This window comes from Actinomyces sp. S6-Spd3 (genome assembly GCF_000758755.1).
Lineage (GTDB): Bacteria > Actinomycetota > Actinomycetes > Actinomycetales > Actinomycetaceae > Pauljensenia.
The window spans coordinates 602045-622275 of the sequence record NZ_JRMV01000281.1 but is presented as its reverse complement, the minus strand read 5'-3'; the positions used below and the strand labels follow the sequence as shown (position 1 = coordinate 622275).

At 55.9% G+C, this 20231-nt stretch carries 18 protein-coding genes; all 18 read left to right on the top strand.

Translation table 11 applies throughout. The features are described from left to right. The first annotated feature begins 340 nt into the window (after positions 1-340). The 18 genes from HMPREF1627_RS09925 to thrS all read left to right on the top strand — a co-directional run bounded on the left by HMPREF1627_RS09925 (position 341) and on the right by thrS (position 20226). The gene (locus tag HMPREF1627_RS09925) at positions 341-2917 is read left to right on the top strand and encodes an HAD-IIA family hydrolase (protein ID WP_234305311.1); all 2577 of its coding nucleotides are present in this window, start codon (positions 341-343) and stop codon (positions 2915-2917) included. Positions 2918-2919: 2 nt separating this feature from the next. After that, complete coding sequence (locus HMPREF1627_RS10580; RefSeq protein WP_173656062.1) at positions 2920-3060, top strand: hypothetical protein; 141 nt, start codon at positions 2920-2922, stop codon at positions 3058-3060. Then, positions 3057-3926: a TlyA family RNA methyltransferase gene (locus HMPREF1627_RS09920; RefSeq protein ID WP_052040923.1), complete on the top strand. Its 870-nt coding sequence runs from the start codon at positions 3057-3059 to the stop codon at positions 3924-3926. Before HMPREF1627_RS10580 ends, HMPREF1627_RS09920 begins: the two co-directional genes overlap by 4 nt. After that, positions 3923-4783, top strand: coding sequence for an NAD kinase (locus HMPREF1627_RS09915; RefSeq protein WP_034503568.1), 861 nt, complete (start codon positions 3923-3925; stop codon positions 4781-4783). Before HMPREF1627_RS09920 ends, HMPREF1627_RS09915 begins: the two co-directional genes overlap by 4 nt. Continuing rightward, positions 4780-6465 carry a DNA repair protein RecN gene (gene recN / locus HMPREF1627_RS09910; protein WP_034503566.1) on the top strand — a complete coding sequence of 562 codons (1686 nt, stop codon included), beginning with the start codon at positions 4780-4782 and terminating at the stop codon, positions 6463-6465. Before HMPREF1627_RS09915 ends, recN begins: the two co-directional genes overlap by 4 nt. Continuing rightward, a complete protein-coding gene (gene steA / locus HMPREF1627_RS09905; protein ID WP_034503564.1) occupies positions 6462-7670 on the top strand; it encodes a putative cytokinetic ring protein SteA in 1209 nt (402 codons plus the stop codon). Before recN ends, steA begins: the two co-directional genes overlap by 4 nt. Positions 7671-7680: 10 nt before the next feature. After that, entirely contained in the window at positions 7681-8586 is a 906-nt protein-coding gene (locus HMPREF1627_RS09900) for a copper transporter (protein WP_034503562.1), read from the top strand. A gap of 9 nt (positions 8587-8595) precedes the next feature. Further along, positions 8596-9213: an NUDIX domain-containing protein gene (locus HMPREF1627_RS09895; RefSeq protein WP_081940820.1), complete on the top strand. Its 618-nt coding sequence runs from the start codon at positions 8596-8598 to the stop codon at positions 9211-9213. A 138-nt stretch (positions 9214-9351) separates the two neighbouring features. Beyond that, the gene (locus HMPREF1627_RS09890) at positions 9352-10044 is read left to right on the top strand and encodes a helix-turn-helix transcriptional regulator (RefSeq protein WP_034503557.1); all 693 of its coding nucleotides are present in this window, start codon (positions 9352-9354) and stop codon (positions 10042-10044) included. A gap of 38 nt (positions 10045-10082) precedes the next feature. Next, entirely contained in the window at positions 10083-11525 is a 1443-nt protein-coding gene (gene sufB / locus HMPREF1627_RS09885; RefSeq protein ID WP_034503555.1) for a Fe-S cluster assembly protein SufB, read from the top strand. Continuing rightward, positions 11525-12706: a Fe-S cluster assembly protein SufD gene (gene sufD, locus HMPREF1627_RS09880; RefSeq protein WP_034503553.1), complete on the top strand. Its 1182-nt coding sequence runs from the start codon at positions 11525-11527 to the stop codon at positions 12704-12706. Before sufB ends, sufD begins: the two co-directional genes overlap by 1 nt. Before the next feature lie 62 nt (positions 12707-12768). Beyond that, on the top strand, positions 12769-13521 hold the full coding sequence (gene sufC, locus HMPREF1627_RS09875) for a Fe-S cluster assembly ATPase SufC (RefSeq protein ID WP_034503551.1): 753 nt from the start codon (positions 12769-12771) through the stop codon (positions 13519-13521). 9 nt (positions 13522-13530) lie between these two features. Then, positions 13531-14808: a SufS family cysteine desulfurase gene (locus HMPREF1627_RS09870; protein WP_034503549.1), complete on the top strand. Its 1278-nt coding sequence runs from the start codon at positions 13531-13533 to the stop codon at positions 14806-14808. Further along, complete coding sequence (gene sufU, locus HMPREF1627_RS09865) at positions 14808-15275, top strand: Fe-S cluster assembly sulfur transfer protein SufU (RefSeq protein WP_034503547.1); 468 nt, start codon at positions 14808-14810, stop codon at positions 15273-15275. Before HMPREF1627_RS09870 ends, sufU begins: the two co-directional genes overlap by 1 nt. Next, entirely contained in the window at positions 15275-15742 is a 468-nt protein-coding gene (locus HMPREF1627_RS09860) for a metal-sulfur cluster assembly factor (RefSeq protein ID WP_034503545.1), read from the top strand. Before sufU ends, HMPREF1627_RS09860 begins: the two co-directional genes overlap by 1 nt. Positions 15743-15816: 74 nt before the next feature. Then, complete coding sequence (locus HMPREF1627_RS09855) at positions 15817-17067, top strand: carboxylate--amine ligase (RefSeq protein WP_034503543.1); 1251 nt, start codon at positions 15817-15819, stop codon at positions 17065-17067. 13 nt (positions 17068-17080) lie between these two features. Further along, positions 17081-18100: a lipid II:glycine glycyltransferase FemX gene (locus HMPREF1627_RS09850; protein WP_034503541.1), complete on the top strand. Its 1020-nt coding sequence runs from the start codon at positions 17081-17083 to the stop codon at positions 18098-18100. 137 nt (positions 18101-18237) lie between these two features. Then, a complete protein-coding gene (gene thrS / locus HMPREF1627_RS09845) occupies positions 18238-20226 on the top strand; it encodes a threonine--tRNA ligase (RefSeq protein WP_034503539.1) in 1989 nt (662 codons plus the stop codon). Positions 20227-20231 lie beyond the last annotated feature (5 nt).

The following is a 20231-nucleotide window of genomic DNA, read 5'->3' as shown; positions in this document are numbered from 1 at the left end:
CGATGGTACTGCACCTGGGAGGGTGTGGGAGAGTAGGACACCGCCACAACACACTCAACGGCTTGGCCCCGGAACCCACACGGTCCCGGGGCCAAACCTTTATATACTGATGCTCGCAAGGCGAGCGAGCGGCCGACTACCGCGACGATGCCTAGGTTGGGTGATACGACACTTAGATACGATTTACGCAACGCGGTCGACGAGGCCAATCCCACAGTTTTTGGCAATCCACAGGTTGTCAAGCGCGCTGGCTTGTTTGCTACTCGCCCATTATGCTGGATGCGTTCATAGTTTTAATTCAAGATAGGTGCGGTCGAAGGGCCCGAAGAAAGTAGGAATTGTGGCAGATAGGTTTGACTCCTCGCAGCGTCGCGGACGTGGATCAAGGGGAGACGGCGGTTCATACTCTCGCGGCGATTCTTCTCGTGGACCGCGCCGTTTCAATTCTTCTGATCGACGTTCCTCGCGTGATGGTGGGCAAGGTTTCGACCGTCAGGGACGCTTTTCCGATCGCGACCGTGGCAATTTTGATGGTCGTCGTTTTGATCGTGATGATCGTCGTGGGGGTGAGCGTTCCGATCGTTCGCGTTTTGATCGTGGTGATCAGCGCGATGGTCGTCGTTTTGACCGTTCTGAGCGTGATTTCCGTTCTTCTGATTCTCGTGAGCGTCGCTTTGACGGCGAGCGTTCGGGGCGTTTTGACAGGGATTCTCGCGACCGTCGCTTCTCAGGACGCGACGACCGCCGAGGGAGCCGTCGTTTTGATCGCGATGACCGTCGTGGGGGTGAGCGTTCCGATCGTTCGCGTTTTGATCGTGGCGATCAGCGCGATGGTCGCCGTTTTGACCGTTCTGAGCGTGATTTCCGTTCTTCTGATTCTCGTGAGCGTCGCTTTGACGGCGAGCGTTCGGGGCGTTTTGATAGGGATTCTCGCGACCGTCGCTTCTCAGGACGCGACGACCGCCGAGGCACAGGACGCGATTTCCGAGATACGAAGCGCAGCAGCGCACCTCGTTCGCGCGACGAATACACCGCACCCAACGGAGATGAACCAACTATCCCCGCCGGCGTATCAGCTGAAGAACTCGATAAAGATGCGTTGCGTTCCCTGGCAACGCTTTCGGGGATCAACAGCGACATTGTCGCTCGACACCTTGTTATGGCCGGTCAGTTGATCGACCTCGATCCTGAGCTCGCATACAAGCACGCGAAAGCTGCAGCTTCTCGCGCAGGCCGTGTCGACGTTGTCCGTGAGGCCTCGGCGCTGACGGCTTACGCTGCAGGACACTACGAAGAAGCACTGCGTGAGGTGCGTGCGATGCGTCGCTTGCGCGGAGACCTCTCTTTGCGCGCCATTGAAGCCGACTGCGAACGCGGACTTGGGCGTCCTGAGCGAGCGATTGAAATCATTGACCAGACGGATACCTCTCAGCTCGACCTTGCAGAGCAGGTTGAGTTGGTTCTCGTCTCCTCAGGTGCGCGCGCAGATTTGGGGCAAAATGAAGTCGGCCTCGTTATTGTCGATGACGCGATCGCTGCTCTTGGTGAGGATGCTGATCCTGAGTTCCTTCGCCGCCTGATGTCGGTTCAGGCAGATCGTTTGCGCGAACTTGGCCGAGATGAGGAAGCTGATCAGGTTGAGGCAAACATTCCTGAAGAGGAAGAAGATCCCGACATTGTTGACGTTGGTCTTTTTGCCGATGCGGATGTCGATGATCGACGTTCACCGCTGAAAGGCTCGAAGGGAGCGCTCTACACGAACTTTGACGCGGCTCTTCTGGATCTTGACGGTACTGCCTACTCTGGCAAGCTTCCTATCGAACACGCAGCTACGGCCGCTGAAGAAGCGCGCGAAGCCGGCCTGAAGATCGGTTTCGTAACGAACAATGCTTCGCGTACTCCGCTCACTGTTGCCGAACAGCTCAAGGAACTGGGCTTCAAAGCCGAGCCGAAGGACATCATGACCTCGGCGATGGACGTTATTGCTGTGATGAGCGAGCACCTCGACGAGGGAGCATCGGTATACGTGGTTGGCGGAGAAGGCTTGCGTCAAGCACTCCGCGAAGCCGGCTATGTTCTCGTTGACAGTGCTGACGAGGAACCCGCGGCGGTTGTCCAAGGCTTTGATGCCTCGGTGACCTGGGCTCAACTTACCGAGGCCGCCTTTGCCTTGCAGCGCGGCGCGCAGTATTTTGCGACGAACCTCGATGCAACACTCCCGCAGGAACGCGGATTCGCACTTGGAAATGGCGCGCTTGTGCGTGCGGTGAGCTACGCGACCCGGAAGCGTCCGGTTGCTGCAGGCAAGCCTGAACCCGGTATCTATCAGCGCGCTGCCGAGCTCCTTGATAGTGAGAATCCAATTGCAGTCGGAGACCGCCTCGAAACCGATATTCTCGGCGCTGTTGCGGCCGGAATCCCGGCACTGCATGTTCTTACCGGTGTCCACGACGCTCGCGCGGTAATTTGTGCGCCCAGGGGCCAGCGCCCCAGTTATCTCGCAATGGATATGCGCGGATTGCTTGAAGAACACCCGTCGCCGAAGCACCACGCGGATGGAACCTGGACCTGCGGCGTCTCGCAGGTCGCGCGCCTGCGACGCGACGGCCATCTGACCCTGGATGACGTTGAATTGCGTGAAGGCGCAGTCATCACGATCGATTCCTATCGTGCGCTTGCCGCTGCAGCGTGGGATTCTTCTTCCGATCTTGACGTGGTTTGCCCGACTGTGACGGTCGTTGCCAACGATGACCCCTCTGGTGTCTTCGAGGCGCTCGAAGAAGAAACTGTTGAGGCGCCTGTTTCTATTGCTGAACAGACTGCGGAAGGTGAAGAGGCACTTGAGTTTCTTCCCGGCGAAGAAGACCTCCAAGAACTTCTCGCAGAAACCGCTGATCTTGACGAGCAGGACGACTGATTATGCCGTCTGAAGTGAGCGAGACGGGGAGCTCGTCGTTGCCCGATAACTTCGATGAACTCCCAGTCGCGCAGCAGATCGAGCTGCTTGAACAGCTCGATCTGCGCCTTCGGCGCAAGCTTGAGGAGCGCATTGCCCCATGAAATTGCGTCGTATCGATTCAGAACTTGTTCGGCGGAACATGGTGCGCTCGCGTTCTCACGCACAAGAGTTGATTGCGCAGCGACGCGTCCTTCTTGACGGACAGGTTGTTGAAAAACCCGCACGCCAAATGGATCCGGCGCAGGCTTTGGTCATCACTCAGGGAGATGATCCGGACTACGTCTCTCGAGGCGCCTTTAAGCTTGCAGGTGCCCTCGATGCCCTGGCAGATCGTGCACCTACTGTTGAAGGACGGCGATGCATGGACGCGGGGGCCTCGACTGGGGGCTTTACTGATGTCCTGCTTCGTCGAGGTGCGGCGAGTGTCGTTGCAGTTGATGTTGGATACGGCCAATTAGCGTGGCGTCTTCAAAGCGATCCCCGTGTGGAAGTCATGGACCGGACGAATGTACGGCTCATGAAAACGGGAGATATCGACCCGGCACCGCAGTTGGTCGTGGGGGATCTTTCATTTATTTCCTTGACCCTCGTGCTTCCTGCCCTGGTTGCTGTAGCGGACCCGAAAGCAGATTTCCTCCTCATGGTTAAACCGCAATTCGAAATTGGTAAAGACCGTCTCGGAAGTGGTGGAGTGGTGAGGAATCTCGATCACCATCGAGAGACCATTGCCAAAGTTATCGAGTGCGCGCGAAATCTGGGCCTTGGGATCGCCGCCGTTGAGGCCTCGCCGCTTCCCGGACCTTCTGGAAACGTCGAGTATTTTGTTTATATGCGCGCTGACCATCCCAATGCTCTTGAAGAAGATCAAATTCCAGGAGCTATCGACAGAGCAGTCCTCGAGGGGCCTGCTGGACGCACGCGCGCGGCGAACTCTGCCCGCGATACGCAGGAGGGATCGGCCTCGTGAAGAAAATTCTCTTAGTTCGCCACGTTCAACGCCCTGCTGCTATTGCAGCAACTGAAGTCGCAATGCGCGAGTTGGAACAGCTCGGTATCGCGGTTGTGAGCGAAGACCCGCTCAAATCAGAAGTAGCAGACGGCGATTCTCCCGAACTTGTTTTGGCGATGGGCGGCGATGGAACGATTCTTGCCGCGGCAGAAAGTGCTCGTCGTTACGACATTCCTCTTTTGGGAATTAACGCCGGCCATATGGGTTTCCTTGCCGAGGCCTCTCCCGAGTCGATACCGAAGCTCATGCATCGTCTTGCTACGGGTGATTTTGACGTTGAAAAGCGCTCAACACTTGATGTCTCCATCAAGCTTCCCGGCGATAACACCATCGAAGACTGGGCACTCAACGACGCAGTCGTGAAGCACACCGATCCAGCGCACCCGGTTCATCTGATTCTCGTTGTCGACGGACAGGATGTTTCTACTTACGGTGCTGACGGCATGATTTTGTCAACGCCGACCGGGTCAACGGCCTACTCCTTCTCTGCAGGCGGGCCGGTTGTCTGGCCAGATACTGAGGCTGTTGTCATTTCTCCGATTGCAGCGCACGGTCTCTTTACTCGTCCTCTTGTTGTCGGGCCTAGTTCAACAATCGAAGTATTCATCAATGAAGAGAATTGGAGCGCGCCGGAAGTGTGGTGTGATGGGCACCGGCGTACCGTGGCTCCTTCGGGAACATCTGTCATTGCCAAGGTTTCGGCGAACCCGGTTCGCTTGGTCCGGATGTCACACACTCCTTTTTCTGAGCGCCTCGTGACTAGGTTTAACCTACCCGTGCGGGGGTGGAGAACTCCGGAGGGGAACGCTTCATGATCGAGTCATTGGACATCGACAACCTCGGCGTCATTGAAAGCGCACACGTTGACTTTGGCCCGCGCTTTACGGTGCTCACTGGGGAAACCGGTGCTGGTAAAACCATGGTGCTGACCTCGCTCAATCTTTTGCTGGGTGGGCGCGCCGACCCGCAGATGGTCCGCCGAGAAGGGGAGGACGAGAGCGCTGCACGGGCGAGCGTCGATGGCGTTTTTTCAGTTCCTCCATCGATCGCTCAAGAAATTGACGAGATGGGCGGGGCTGTTGATGACGGTCTTTTGTATGTCTCTCGTACCGTTCCATTGAACGGGCGTTCTCGGGCTGCCTTGGGCGGGCGCGCAATGCCGGCCTCAGCGCTGTCACGAATTGTTGGCTCCTTGGTGACGATTCACGGCCAATCTGATCAGTTGCGTCTGCGCTCGCAATCAGCTCAGCGAGACGCTTTGGACTCCTATGGAGATGCTCAGCATAAAGAATTGCTGGCCTCCTACGGGCATGCGTGGAAGAAAGCGGTGGAGATAGCCAATCGTCTTCGTGAGGTGCGCCGCTCTAGTAGCGAGCGGGAAGAAGAGATTGCCCGCCTGAGCCAGGCTCTGGAACTTTTCGATGCCCTCCGCCCACACGAAGGCGAAGAGGAAGAAATGCTTTCGCAGATCCAACGCCTGACGAATACGGAGGACCTGCGTCGCCATGTTGGAGCTTCGCTTGCCTTCTTAGAAGGAGACGAGGACACGGATGGGGTTATTGATCTCATTGGACGGGCGCTGGATTGCCTACGTACGGCGGCGCGTTTCGATCATTCGCTGACCGCTATCGGCCAACGCTTTAAGCAATCCGCCCTTGAATTATCGGCAGTACGTGACGACCTAGCGCACTATCTCTCTACCGTCGAGGCCGATCCTGAAACGCTAGCGGCACTACACGCCCGTCGTGCATCTTTGCGCCAGTTGATGGAAGGGCGAGCAGCAGATATTAGCGGACTTCTTGAATGGGAGAAGGAAGCTCGTGCCCGCTTGCAGGCGCTAACCGGTGAAGATGATAACCCCGAATCCCTTGAGCGGGCTTTAGCGCAGGCTCAAACAGCTGTTCTTGAATGGGGCGACAGACTCGCTGCGTCACGCCGACAACTTGGCGCGGAATTGAGCGCGAAAGTCACGAGTGAACTTCACGCACTTTCGATGCCGGATGCGAATTTTACTGTGTCATGGGAGGAGCATTCGCCCTCATCCACCGGTTTGGAAGATCCGGTCATGCTTTTGCAACCCCACCCACAAGCCCCGCCACGCCCGCTTGGCGTCGGGGCATCCGGCGGTGAGCTCTCGCGAGTCATGCTGGCTTTAGAAGTGCTTTTGGGTGAATCTGACTCCGATGTGACCTTTATTTTTGACGAGGTCGATTCTGGAATCGGCGGGAAAACCGCTGTAGAAGTGGGAGCCCGTCTTGCGCGTCTTGCTGAGCATCATCAAGTCGTTGTCGTCACCCACCTTGCGCAGGTTGCTGCTTATGCGGATCACCATCTTTTAATTGAGAAGAATGATGGACGTACCAGTATCCGCGTGCTCGAAGGAGAAGAGCGAGCAGGGGAGCTTGCGCGGATGATGAGTGGGGATGCGCACTCTGAGGCGGCGCGCCGGCATGCTTATGAACTCTTGGGGCTGGACATGCCACAATCGGAAGCGTGAGCCAAGAAAAATCAGGACTTTCAGGTAGCAGGAGTACCTCGGTTGAGGGCCGCGTATGGATTGCGCGCGATCTCCATCAGAAGATTCCGACAATTGATGAAGGCGATTTCCTGCTCATCGAGGATAACGATCTTACACAGGCAGATGCCGAGCTCCTCATTGAAAGTGGCGTGCAGCTCGTCATCAATGCGGCGCTATCGGTCACTGGACGCGTGCGTAGCCGAGGCCCTCAGACACTGATCGATGCGGGTATCGTTCTCCTCGATGATTGTGGATCTGATGTCTGGGCGCTTAAAGATGGTGATTCGATTACAGTCAAGGGAACGGACATCCTACGAGAAGGCAAGCGAGTCGCTCAGGGGCACCGCTATGACTCGCTGAAGGATCTTCCCTCAGACATTCCTGATGTGGATCAGGCTCTCTCCGACCAACTTCAAGCTTTCGAGGCCTCGACCTCGACATTCTTGGAATATGAAGGTGCGGGCGTCCTACGAGGGGAGGGCTACCCGGAGCTTGCGACGCAGGTTAGTGGCCGTCAGGTCCTGCTCGTCTGCGATTCCCCGCGTGCGAGCCAGCAGTTGCGTGATCTTGGCCAGTGGATTCGCGATACGCAACCGCTTGTGGTGGCAGTTGAAGGCGGCGCATTGCGCGCAAAGCGTGCGCATCTTAAACCCGCCATTATCGTTGGAGACATGACCGAGGTGCCTGACAAGATCATTCGTTCAGGTGCAGAGATTGTCGTTCCTCGTGCACATGAAGGAGATCAGGGGCGCGACCGTTTGAATCGTATGGGGATCGACTACCATCAGATCGATCTCAGTGCCTCGGCTCAAGATGTCGCAATTAGTCTTCTGAGCTTTATGGATCCCGCAGCGATTGTCGTCGCTGGCGATGCGCGCGAACTCGAGGACTACCTTGAACTGCCTCGTTCCGTCGTTACTCCCGCTTTTTTGATTCGCTTGCGAGCTGGTGATTTGTTGATTCCAGCCCATGCAGTGAGTGCAACATACCGGAGTCGTATTCGAGGCGGATGGCTCTTCCTCCTTGCATGCGTGCTTTTCGCGTCGATGGGAGTGGCACTTTGGGCTACTCCGTGGGGGCATGACCTCTATATGAGTGTCTGGAATTGGATCTCGCAATTGTGGTCCCCGTCAAATTCTGCTAGTTCCGATCTAGTCCACTGGACTGAAACTGTCACGTTCTAAGGAAGAAAACATGGTCAACTTTCGCTATCACATCGTGTCTTTGATCGCGGTTTTTGTTGCACTGTGCTTGGGGGTTGTCCTGGGTGCAGGGCCGCTGCAATCGCGTATTTCTTCCGGTTTGACGCCCACTACCTCGACGGCCTCGTCAAATGAGGCACTGGCGCAGGCTCAGAACAATAGCAAAATTGAAGCTCGCGCTGTTGCAGAGCTCGCCCAGGGGCGCCTTGCAGGATCGCTCAACGGCGTTTCAGTTGCGATCGTGACTGTTCCTGGAAGTGATAGCTCAGATGTTGCTTCCATGCGAGATACGCTTGGAACTGCAGGCGCTCAGGTCGTTGGTGAGGTTGAGCTTACCAACACGTGGCTCAGCGCCGACTCTGCAACTTTCCGCAACACCCTTGCAACTCCTTTGGCTTCGCACCTGACCGGTCTTGCCGGTGATGCCGGTGCAGAGGCAGTCATCGGACAGGCGATCGTCACCTCTCTGACTCAGAGCGGATCTGAACCTGATCTTGTCAAGCAGATTCTTACCGGGGGAGATACTCCCGTTATGCGCATGACCAAGGATCCGCAGGGCGGTGCCCAGGCTATCGTTGTCGTCGCACCTCGTGGCAACACTAGTGCAAATACGCAGACGGCAGATCCTTCCTCGCTCGCATCACAGGCATCATGGGAAGGCCTGGCAAAGACTATTGGGAATGCGCCTGCCGGTGGCCTCATCTTGGGTGATGCTTCGACTGATCGTTCTACTCTCACAGCTCTGCGTCGCGGGAATGTTCCGGCAACAACCGTTGATCAAGTCGGAACTACGCAGGGAACAATTTCGGCGGTTTTGGCGCTGAAAGATGCCCACTCAAGCGCACGTTCCTTCGGTGTCGGTAGCGGCGCAAGTGCAATTTTCCCTCCGGCCCAGTGAGGAATGACCATGACTGAGATTCGTGACCAACACGTTCCCGTTCAGACTCTTTCGTCGCGCGAGGTTTTTTCTGGAAAGGTTTTCGGTATTCAGCGCGACGAATTAGTCCTGAATGAAGCACAGGAACCGATCCTTCGCGAGTACATGTCTCATCCGGGGGCGGTCGTTATCGTCGCTCTTCGCGGTGACGGGGGAGAAGAAGAGATTCTCCTCGAACGTCAGTACCGTCACCCGGTCGGCGCCAAGCTATGGGAAGTACCGGCTGGACTCCTCGACATTCCGGGAGAAGACCCGCTGGTTGGAGCTCAGCGAGAACTCGCCGAAGAGGCAGACCTTGTTGCGGAGCAATGGGATGTTCTCCTGGATATCTTTAATTCCCCGGGCTGCTCGTCGGAATCGATCCGTATTTTCCTCGCACGCGAGCTCTCACAGACACAGACTCCCTTCGATCGAGAAGATGAAGAGGCTGATTTCGAATATCAGTGGGTCAAGCTCGATGATGCCGTCACTGCGGCATTGCAGGGGCGTTTGCACAACGCCTCGACGGTCTGCGCTGTTCTTGCAACCGAAGCAGCACGCAGGCGCGGATGGGAACTCAGAGGGGTATCATCCCCTTGGCTTCGATAGATTCAGGACCTTCGGCCCAAATTCTGTGACATGAGTCGCCTGTTCTACCGGGTATTTCGCAACGAAAATGTTGCTTAAAGAGCGTATGATTTTCCTGAGATTCAAGAGTTGTGAATGTAGATTCGCTTGGAGGGCAGCGTGGAAATCAGTGATGCGCGCACCCGGCAGCAGGTGCGTGATCTTGTTGTCGAAAAGGGGCCCGTCACAGCATCAACGATTGCACGGATCCTTGGGTTGACAACCGCTGCGGTGCGCAGGCACCTGACGATTCTGCTTTCCGACAGTGAAATTGCAGAGCATGAGTTTGCTCAGGTTGGTCGCCGCGGCAGGGGACGTCCGGCCCGTCATTACGTCGCAACCGCGCGTGCTCACGAAAAGCTTTCCGATAGCTACTCTGACCTGGCCGTCAAGGCATTGGGTTATCTCGGGCAAGTTGGTGGGGGAGAAGCCATTGACTCTTTTGCCGCTGCTCGTTCGCGCGAAATTGAAAGGCGCTACGCCTCGACTGTTCGCGAAGCTGGACATGACCCTCGCTTGCGCGCTCAAGCGCTTGCTGACGCCCTGACTGCTGATGGCTACGCTGCAACAGTGCGAGAGATCGGCGGAGGCGGATTTGCTGTGCAACTGTGTCAAGGCCACTGCCCGATCCGGCAAGTTGCCGGTGACTTTCCGCAGCTCTGTGAGGCTGAAACTGCCGCTTTCTCGCGACTACTCAATGTTCATGTCCAACGACTTGCAACCCTTGCAGGCGGAGAACATGTGTGTACAACCCACATTCCTGTGGCAACGCCCGTGATCTCACCCGCAGCGCGAGCCGCTCTTCGCAAGTAGCTCGCACTCCAGAAATAACCGAATTGACGAGGAAAAATATGACCCAGTCACCACCGGTCACCGACGCAACTACTCTGAGTGACGATGAGATCATCAGTTCCATCGGCGCCTATGAGTATGGGTGGCACGATAACGATGACTATTCGAAAGACGTCCCTCTTGGGATCAACGAGTCGGTCGTTCGTTACATCTCCGATGTAAAGGATGAACCTCAGTGGATGCGTGAACGCCGCCTCAAGGCGTTGGAACTCTTCGAACGCAAGCCGATGCCCACCTGGGGTCCGGATTTGTCGCACGTTGATTTCGATGCATTCAAGTACTACGTGCGTCCGACTGATCGTCAGGTTAATGACTGGGAAGACCTTCCTGAAGAAATTCGCGATACCTACGATCGTCTGGGCATTCCAGAAGCCGAAAAGAACCGCCTTGTTTCGGGTGTCGCGGCTCAGTATGAGTCCGAGGTCGTCTACCAGCAGATTCAAGAAGATCTTGAACGTCAAGGTGTGATTTTCACGGACACAGACACTGGTTTGCGTGAACATCCCGAAATCTTCGAAGAATATTTCGGTAAGTGTGTTCCTTCCGGTGACAACAAGTTCTCTGCACTCAACACAGCTGCGTGGTCGGGTGGATCTTTCGTCTACGTTCCGCCGGGTGTGCATGTGAACATTCCTCTGCAGGCCTACTTCCGCATTAACACTCAGGCAATGGGACAGTTCGAACGAACGCTCATCATCGCGGACGAGGGTTCTTACGTCCACTATGTTGAGGGTTGTACCGCTCCGATTTATGACGAGAATTCCTTGCACTCCGGTGTCATCGAGATTTTCGTTAAGAGGGGCGCTCGCGTTCGCTACACGACGGTTCAGAACTGGTCGACTAACGTCCTTAACTTGGTGACTCAGCGTGCCATGGTTGAAGAGGGCGGGACCATGGAATGGGTTGACGGCAATATGGGTGCCGCCATCACTATGAAGTACCCGGCATGCTTCCTCATGGGTGAACATGCCCGCGGCGAGACCTTGTCGATCGGCTTCGCCGGTCCCGGGCAGCAGCAAGATACAGGCGCAAAGATGGTGCACATGGCGCCGCATACGTCTTCTTCGATCGTCTCAAAGTCGGTCTCTCGCGGCGGTGGGCGTACCTCCTACCGTGGCCTCGTGCAAATCAATGCGCGAGCACGTCATTCCAAGTCGAATGTTCTGTGTGATGCGCTTTTGGTCGACAAGGTTTCGCGTACCGATACCTACCCCTATGTCGACGTGCGCACGGACGACGTTGAAATGGGACACGAGGCAACGGTCTCTAAGGTGTCTGCGGACCAGCTTTTCTATCTGATGAGCCGCGGCTTGGATGAGAACGAGGCCATGGCGACCATCGTGCGCGGCTTTGTTGAGCCGATTGCCAAGGAACTTCCTATGGAATACGCCCTCGAATTAAACCGACTTATTGAATTGCAGATGGAAGGATCTGTTGGCTGATGACGACCCAAGAGACCATGGCCCGTCCGCATTCTCATGGAGCGGGAGCCCCGGTGGCACATTCCTCGCGTGGAGATCGCCCGACCTCGTTTTCGCTGAGCGATATCGCCGTCCCTCACGGACGTGAAGAAGACTGGCGTTTTACTCCAATGCGTCGCATTGAGAAACTCTTCGAAACTCAGAACTTTGAGTCTGAATCTTTGGGTGTGCGTATCGATGCTCCCGAAGAAGTCCTTGTTGAAGAAGTTACTCGTGATGATCAACGTCTTGGTAGCGTGCTTGCGCCCGGAGACCGTACTTCGGTTGTGGCATGGAACGCCTTCACAAGCGCACAGATTGTTACGGTTCCGAAGAAGACCGAGCTATCGGCTCCGATCATGATTGACATTGATGGAGACGAGGCGACTCGAGTCCAGCATCTAGCCCTTCGCGTCGAGTCGCAATCGGTCGCCACCATTGTCATGAATCATCGAGGCGGCGGGCATGGCGCGCTCAATCAGACCGTTGAGATCGAGGCAGGTGACGCCTCGGACCTTACGATCGTTTCCATTCAAGAATGGGATGATGAATTCCTGCACGCCTCCAACCACCGTATTGCGATCGGACGCGACGCGAAGGTCCGTCACATCATCGTGACCTTGGGTGGCGACTTAGTGCGTATCTGCTCCGACACCGATTACCGAGGCCCCGGTGGCGAGCTCACCATGCTCGGCCTGTACTTCGTTGATTCGGGTCAGCACTTGGAACACCGAGTCTTCGTTGATCATTCGCAGCCTAATTGCTACTCTCGCGTGACCTACAAGGGTGCGTTGCAGGGGAAAGACGCTCACTCGGTGTGGATCGGGGACTGCCTCATTCGTGAAGCTGCCGATGGAACCGATACCTACGAGCTCAACCGCAATCTTGTGCTCAGTGAAGGTGCGAAGGCAGACTCTGTCCCGAACTTGGAGATCGAGAATGGTGAAATCATCGGAGCAGGCCACGCCTCGGCAACGGGACGCTTCGATGATGAACAACTCTTCTATCTCATGAGCCGCGGAATTGCCGAGGCCGATGCACGACGTCTGGTCGTGCGAGGCTTCTTTGCCGAACTCATTGAGCAAATCGGCGTGCCCCAGGTGCAGGAACACCTGATGAACGCCATCGAAAAGGAACTGGAACGCGCCGCTCTTGGCGCCTGAGGCTACACGACAGTAGTACGAGAACTACAGTGCGGCGTCTAGCGCCGAAGAGGAGAATAACAATGTCGACTTTGACGATTAAAGACCTTCACGCATCGGTTGAGACCGCTGAAGGCCCGAAGGAAATTTTGAAGGGCGTTAATCTGACCATTAACTCCGGTGAGATTCACGCAATCATGGGCCCCAATGGCTCTGGTAAGTCCACCTTGGCTTATGCTCTCGCGGGGCACCCCGCCTACGAGATCACCAGCGGTGAAGCCTACCTCGATGACGCCTCGATTCTTGACATGAGCGTCGATGAGCGCGCCAAGGCGGGCCTCTTCTTGGCAATGCAGTACCCGGTTGAGGTTGCGGGTGTTTCCGTCTCGAACTTCCTGCGTACCGCCAAGACCGCCATCGACGGCCAAGCGCCTCAGCTGCGTCACTGGGTCAAGGACGTCAACCAGGCAATGGAAAACCTGCGCATGGATCCCAGCTTCGCCGAACGTGATGTCAACGTCGGCTTCTCCGGTGGTGAAAAGAAGCGCCTTGAGATCCTGCAGATGGAGCTCCTCAAGCCTTCCTTCGCGATTTTGGATGAGACTGACTCCGGTCTTGACGTTGATGCCTTGCGTATCGTCTCTGAAGGCGTGAACCGCGTCCATGGAAACACCGGTTGCGGCGTCATGCTCATTACCCACTACACTCGCATTTTGCGCTACATCAAGCCCAGCCATGTTCACGTCTTCGTGAACGGTCAGGTTGCTGCGCAGGGCGGTCCTGAACTGGCCGATGAGCTTGAAGAGAACGGCTACGATTCCTACTTGGAGAAGTGACCCTGATCCGTGTCTGAAGATTTTTCGCTTCGTGAGCTGAGCCGCCTGCGTGCCGACTTTCCCATCTTGGGACGTGTCGGCCGCGGCGGCCAGGCGATCGCTTATCTCGATTTCAGTGCGACTTCACAAAAGCCGACACCAGTGATTGAAGCAATCACTGACTTTTATCGCTCGACTAATGGGGCAGTGCATCGGGGAACTCACCTCCTTGGCGATGAATCAACTGCCGCTTTTGAAGAAGGTCGCTCGGTCCTTGCAAGCTTTATCGGTGCGCGAGCCGACGAAATCGTGTGGACGAAGAATGCAACCGAGGCGATTAATCTTGTGGCCTTGGCGATTCGCAATGCGACTGGGCTGGGGGAGAGCGCAGGCAACCCTCTTGCGCTCGCTCCGGGGGATCGCATTGTCGTAACTAGGGCTGAACACCATGCGAACCTTGTTCCCTGGCAGCAGTTGTGTCAGGCAACCGGTGCCGAACTGCGCTGGCTTGATTTGCATGAGGACGGACGAATCGATACCGATACACTCGATGTCATTAACGAGCGTACGCGAGTAGTCGCCTTTACCCATGTCTCAAATGTGACCGGTGCTGTCTCACCCGTGAACCAAATTGTTTCTCGGGCACGCGAGTGTGGCGCCTTGGTTCTCTTGGATACCTGTCAGTCCAGTGCGCACATGCCAATCAACGTTCGCGACTTGGGCGTCGATTTCGCCGTCTTTTCTTCGCATAAGATGCTCGGCCCAACGGGAGTCGGCGCGCTTTGGGGCAAGAGAGAGCTCCTCGACGCGATGCCTCCGGTTCTCACCGGTGGTTCAATGATCGAAAACGTCACTATGGAGAGCTCGAGTTTCATGCCGGCTCCTGAACGATTTGAAGCTGGTAGCCAGCCCATCGCTCAAATTGTTGGCTGGAGTGCGGCGCTACGATACCTATCCGCTATTGGCATGGACCGCGTTGCCGAACACGAGCGCGTTTTAACCGCCTACATGCTTGACGGAATTAGCGGAATCGACGGAGTACGTGTTCTTGGGCCCGGCTCAGAATTTGAACGTATCGGTGTTGTTGCTTTCGCCGTTGATGGAGTTCATCCTCATGATGTGGGTCAAGTTCTTGATTCTCATGATGTTGCGGTGCGAGTCGGCCATCACTGCGCGATTCCGCTTCATAGCTTCTTTGGTGTTCGTTCTTCGTCGCGCGCCTCAATCGGGCCGACTACGACACGTGAAGAGGTCGACCGTTTTATTGAAGCACTTGGCCAGGTTCGTTCCTATTTTGGAGGTTGCTGATGTCAAGCTTGGAACAGATGTACCAGCAGGTGATTCTCGATCATGCTCGTGAGCGTCACGGCTGCGGTAATCCCACTGAGTTATCCGCCTCTTCTCATCAGGTCAATCCAACCTGCGGAGACGAAACGACCTTGGGCGTGACACTGAGTGACTCCGGTGTCATCGAGTCCTTAGCGTGGGATGGGGACGGCTGTTCGATCTCTCAGGCATCCCTCTCGATGCTTTCTGACATGGTTGCAGGTGCGGATCTTGCTCGAGTACGTGAGCTCTATTCCGCGATGGAAACAATGATGCATTCACGAGGGCAAGGCGTGGATGAAGACACTTTGGACCTATTAGAAGACGCGGCTGCCTTGGAGGGAACTTCTCAGTTCCCCAATCGTGTCAAGTGCGCGCTTCTTGGTTGGTATGCGCTGCGCGATGCTCTCGCTCAGCTTGGAACCGATATTGCAGGAGAAAACGAGTAATGGATACTTCTTCCAACCCGATGGCACAAAACGATGCCGTTGAGCAACGCTTTGCTCCTGCGGCCTCGGCTCTGCCAGAGTCAGCTGCCTCTCACAGCGATGCGCCCGCTCCTGGGAACATTTTCAATATTGAGGGCACTGATATCAGAGAAGATGGGACTATCGCTGGAGTCGATGTCCTCGAGGCGCTTAAGGACGTTATCGATCCCGAACTTGGGATCAATATTGTTGACCTTGGCCTGGTCTATGGGATCAACATCTCGTCCAATGATGCCGTTGTCATTGATATGACGCTGACCTCCGCTGCTTGCCCCCTGACCGATGTGATCGAACGTCAAGCTCAGATGGTGTTAGCTCCGCTTTCCAACGATGTTCTGATCAATTGGGTCTGGATGCCAGCCTGGGGTCCAGATCGAATCACCAGCGATGGACGTGAACAGCTTCGCGCGATCGGCTTTAATGTCTGAGCGCGTAGTCCCCTGTGTGTGAACCCCTTCCGCTATGCTGGAGGGGTTCACCTCTATCGAGCGAAAGAGAAACGATGACTGTGGCCGACGCTCCTGTGCAGCCTGTTCTTTTGGGCGGAGATTTTGGAGTCTACGCTTTGGCGCGTTCTTTCCACGAGGCCTACGGGGCTACTTCGATCGTCCTTTCCCATGCTCCGACGGTTTCAATCGCGCGCTCGTCGTTTTGCCATGTCGAGCCGATCATTGCGCATGCCTCAGATGAGGTTTTGCTTGAGACTTTGATGCGCATTGCATCGACCTATTCCGATCATGCTTTGGTTCTGGTCGCCAATCATGACCTCCATTCCGAGTTCGTCGCGAGGAATTGGGATGCGCTCAGCGCTCATTACGCATTGCCCTTCCCCTCCATGGAAGTTATCGACTATGTGACCGACAAGGGGGCATTCGCTCGCTTATGCAACGATTTGGGCGTTCCTACGCCGGCAACCGTCGTTGTTTCTTTCCGTGATTTCTCCACTGCCGAGGCCTGGGTTGCGCCTAAGATTCCCTTTGCCTTTCCCGTGGTCGCTAAAGCTGCTCGAGGCAATGACTACGATGGGCTGGAATTCGAAGGAAAGCGCAAGATCTGGTTTGTCGAGAGTGCCCAAGAACTCGATGAACTGTGGGCACGTTTGGGCGAGGTCGGTTTTAAGGGAGACTTCGTTGTTCAGGAGCTGATTCCTGGTGACAACACGCAGATGCGCTCGGTGACCGCGTATGTGGACTCGAAGGGACGCATGACGCTGATCGGGTCAGCGCGCGTGCTTCTTGAGGACCATGCGCCGACCATGATCGGCAATCCGGTTGCCATGATTACTGAATCTTTCCCGCAGTTGTGGGCGGATGCTCAGCGTATTCTCGAGGCTGCCAACTACCGTGGGTTTGCGAATTTTGACGTGAAAATTGATCCACGCGATGGACGGGCGCTCTTCTTTGAAGTCAATCCGCGAATTGGTCGTAACAGCTGGTACATGACCGCCGCTGGGCACAACCCAATGATTCCGATGGTTGACGACTTAGTTAAAGGTCTTTCACGGGAGCGCGATGAGGTCCACGAGGAGATCTTGTACTCGATGGTTCCCGATCGTCTGCTCATGCGCTACCTACGCGATCCCGAGCTCGCGAAACGGGTGCGTGGTTTGATTCGCAGTGGAAAGCGATTTGACCCGCTGTTCTACTCGCGTGATAGGGATCTTCGCCGATCGGTCACTTTGCATCTGCAAAAGCTCAACCACTATCGCAAGTTCCATCGGTATTACCCTCAAGCGAACGATCGTTCATTCTAAGGGGATTTTTGTCATGTCACAGGTACAGCTCCGCTCGATTACAGCTGAAGAAATGCGTATCGGCGCTGCCGGCGTAACCCCGCTTCCGGTTGAACAATCTGCAATTTGGGAGCAATACGAAGCTGTTGAAGGACGTAAACTTTGGGGTCGCCTCGAGTATTGCGAGGAAGGAAAGCGAATCGCCCTGGTTGCGCTCTACGAGTACTCAATGCGAGGAGCGCGCTATCTGTGGGCGAAACACGGCCCTGTGTGGCTGAAGGAAGCAACCCCTGCACGTGAGCGCGCATTCCGCGATGCTTTGGCCCGCTATGTTCGCGAAAAAGACTCTTCGGTTGTCTTTATTCGTTTGCATGCGACTTTCTCCGCAGACGATCTTCGAGATGTCATGCAGATCATCACCTACGATCGGACGGTCATCATTCGGTCCCACGGTGGTGATGAGGAGAAGATTCTTGCTGATATGACGAAGGAAGGCCGTCGCCAGCTTCGACGTTCCCGAAAGGCCCTTGCGCAGGTCGAAACCAGCATTGCTGACGAACGCGAAGCCGCCGCACAGGACTTCAGTGAATACTACGAAGTTTTGAAGGAAACCGCGCAGCGCGACGGTTTCCACCCGCATCCTCCCGAGGTCTATGCAACGATGCTCAAGGTTTTGGGCGAACAACATTCGCACCTATATGTCCTTCGCGTCGATGGCAAGGTTGCCGCGTGGAACCTCATTTTGGTGAACGATCGTCAGGCCGAATGCTATTACGGTGCAACGACAGCGCTGGCGCGCAAACTTGGCGCGATGCCAGAGCTGGATGTTCAATGCGCACTCACTCTTGGCCCCGATCTTGATCCGCAGGGTGGTATCGATCTTATGGGCATGCACTCGCCTCGCGTGCCGGAGCTTTTTACCGTTGGCAAGTACAAGCTGAACTTTGCCAAGGGCTACACGGATGTCCCCGGAGCGTGGGATCTTCCTTTGCGCCCGCGACTCTACGCGGGGCTGCGTAACTTGCTTTCACTCAAGCGCGCACTGCGTTCGTGACATTGCCGCCTCGGCGGCTACGATAGAAGGGTCCAAGCCTGTCGATTCTCGATAAGAGCGTTTGACGCGCCTTCGTATGCGTGCAGTTGACAGGTAGAGATGGCGCTTGTCGCCAGAAACCCGAAGGAGCACAGCTCGTGCCTGTTATCAACGCAACTATTGATGGCGTTGCTGTAGAAATTGAAGAAGGCTGCACCGGTTTGCAGCATTATGCCTCGCGTAGCGACGTCGTCGCTATGACAGTCGATGGAAAAGCATGGGATCTCTCCCGTGAAATCCCATCCGGCGCAACGGTGGAAGCAATTACCCTGAACTCTCCAGCCGGTCTGGAAATCCTGCGTCACTCCTGCACACACGTCATGGCTCAGGCGGTTCAGGAAGTGTTCCCGGACGTGAATCTTGGAATCGGCCCCTTCATCACCGATGGTTTCTACTATGACTTCGGGAATATCGATTCGGTCACTCCTGAACTCATGCGCGACCTGGAAAAGCGCATGAAGCGCATTGTCAAAGAAGGCCAGACCTTCCGTCGCCGCGTGGTCAGTGAAGACGAAGCCCGCGAAGAACTTGCCGATCAGCCCTACAAGCTTGAGCTCATCACCACTAAGGGTGGGGGAGCAGAGGATGCTTCTGTCGAGGTTGGCGGCTCTGAACTGACAATCTACGACAATGTGCGCCGTGACGGCACAACCGCTTGGAAGGACCTGTGCCGCGGCCCCCACCTGCCTTCAACCAGGCTGATCGGCAACGGTTTCGCGCTCACCAAGTCCTCTTCCGCATACTGGCGCGGTGACCAAGCCAACGACCAACTGCAGCGAATTTACGGAACTGCGTGGGCCTCGAAGGAAGATCTAGTCGCCTATCAAGAACGACTCAAGGAAGCTGAGCGACGTGATCACCGTCGCCTCGGTGCTGAGCTTGATCTTTTCTCCTTCCCAGAGGAACTCGGCGCTGGTCTGCCTGTTTTCCACCCCAAGGGCGGCGTCCTCAAGCGTGTCATGGAAGATTACGTGCGCGAAGCCCACATTGAGAACGGATTCCTCTACGTGGGTACTCCCCACATCTCAAAGGAAGATCTCTTCCATACCTCGGGTCACCTTCCCTACTATGCGGACGGGATGTTCCCGCCCATGGATGATGACGGTCAGCTCTACTACCTCAAGGCCATGAACTGCCCGATGCATAACCTGATCTTCAGGAGCCGAGGCCGTTCTTACCGTGAACTTCCGCTGCGCCTCTTCGAGTTCGGTACCGTCTACCGCAATGAGAAGTCCGGTGTTCTTCAAGGACTCACTCGCGTTCGCTCGATCACTCAGGATGATTCACACTCCTATGTGATGCCCGAGCAAGCCGGTGATGAAATTAAGCACCTGTTGAACTTCATCTTGACGCTTCTTCGCGATTTCGGTTTGAACGACTTCTACCTCGAGCTGTCTACCCGCGACACCGATGGAAAGAAGAAGGACAAGTTCATCGGAACCGATGAACAGTGGGAGGAAGCCACCGAGATCTTGCGTCGCTGCGCAGAAGAAACCGGTTTGGATACCGTTCCCGATCCGGGTGGTGCTGCATTCTACGGCCCGAAGATTTCCATTCAGGCGAAGGACGCGATCGGACGTACCTGGCAGATGTCGACTATTCAGTACGACTTCAACCAGCCGCACCGTTTTGGACTGGAATACACCGCTCCTGACGGAAGCCACCGTGAACCGGTCATGATCCACTCGGCGAAGTTCGGCTCGATCGAGCGCTTCATCGGCGTGTTGACCGAACACTATGCAGGAGCATTCCCCGCGTGGCTTTCGCCCGTGCAGGTACGCCTTGTTCCCGTTGCCGAGGCCTTCGATGAGTACGTGGATACGGTTGCTCAGCGGTTGCGAGAGCGTGGTATTCGCGTCGAAGTTGATCATTCCGATGATCGCTTTGGCAAGAAGATCCGTAACGCCGCAAAGCAGAAGGTTCCCTTCACTTTGATCGCGGGCGGGGAAGACCAAGAAGCGCAGGCAGTGTCCTTCCGTTTCCGCGATGGCTCCCAGCTCAACGGTGTTCCCGTCGACGAGGCGGTTGAGCGTATCGCGCACCACATCGCGACCCGCAATAACGCTGATCCCAGCGCTGAGGACTGATAACA

Excerpts from the sequence above, each read along its gene's own strand:
- HMPREF1627_RS09920 (WP_052040923.1), top strand. The coding sequence starts at position 3,057 with ATGAAATTGCGTCGTATCGATTCAGAACTTGTTCGGCGGAACATGGTG.
- sufB (WP_034503555.1), top strand. The coding sequence starts at position 10,083 with ATGACCCAGTCACCACCGGTCACCGACGCAACTACTCTGAGTGACGAT.
- HMPREF1627_RS09855 (WP_034503543.1), top strand. The coding sequence starts at position 15,817 with ATGACTGTGGCCGACGCTCCTGTGCAGCCTGTTCTTTTGGGCGGAGAT.
- HMPREF1627_RS09900 (WP_034503562.1), top strand. The coding sequence starts at position 7,681 with ATGGTCAACTTTCGCTATCACATCGTGTCTTTGATCGCGGTTTTTGTT.
- recN (WP_034503566.1), top strand. The coding sequence starts at position 4,780 with ATGATCGAGTCATTGGACATCGACAACCTCGGCGTCATTGAAAGCGCA.
- HMPREF1627_RS09895 (WP_081940820.1), top strand. The coding sequence starts at position 8,596 with ATGACTGAGATTCGTGACCAACACGTTCCCGTTCAGACTCTTTCGTCG.
- sufD (WP_034503553.1), top strand. The coding sequence starts at position 11,525 with ATGACGACCCAAGAGACCATGGCCCGTCCGCATTCTCATGGAGCGGGA.
- HMPREF1627_RS09850 (WP_034503541.1), top strand. The coding sequence starts at position 17,081 with ATGTCACAGGTACAGCTCCGCTCGATTACAGCTGAAGAAATGCGTATC.
- HMPREF1627_RS09860 (WP_034503545.1), top strand. The coding sequence starts at position 15,275 with ATGGATACTTCTTCCAACCCGATGGCACAAAACGATGCCGTTGAGCAA.
- sufU (WP_034503547.1), top strand. The coding sequence starts at position 14,808 with ATGTCAAGCTTGGAACAGATGTACCAGCAGGTGATTCTCGATCATGCT.
- HMPREF1627_RS10580 (WP_173656062.1), top strand. The coding sequence starts at position 2,920 with ATGCCGTCTGAAGTGAGCGAGACGGGGAGCTCGTCGTTGCCCGATAAC.
- sufC (WP_034503551.1), top strand. The coding sequence starts at position 12,769 with ATGTCGACTTTGACGATTAAAGACCTTCACGCATCGGTTGAGACCGCT.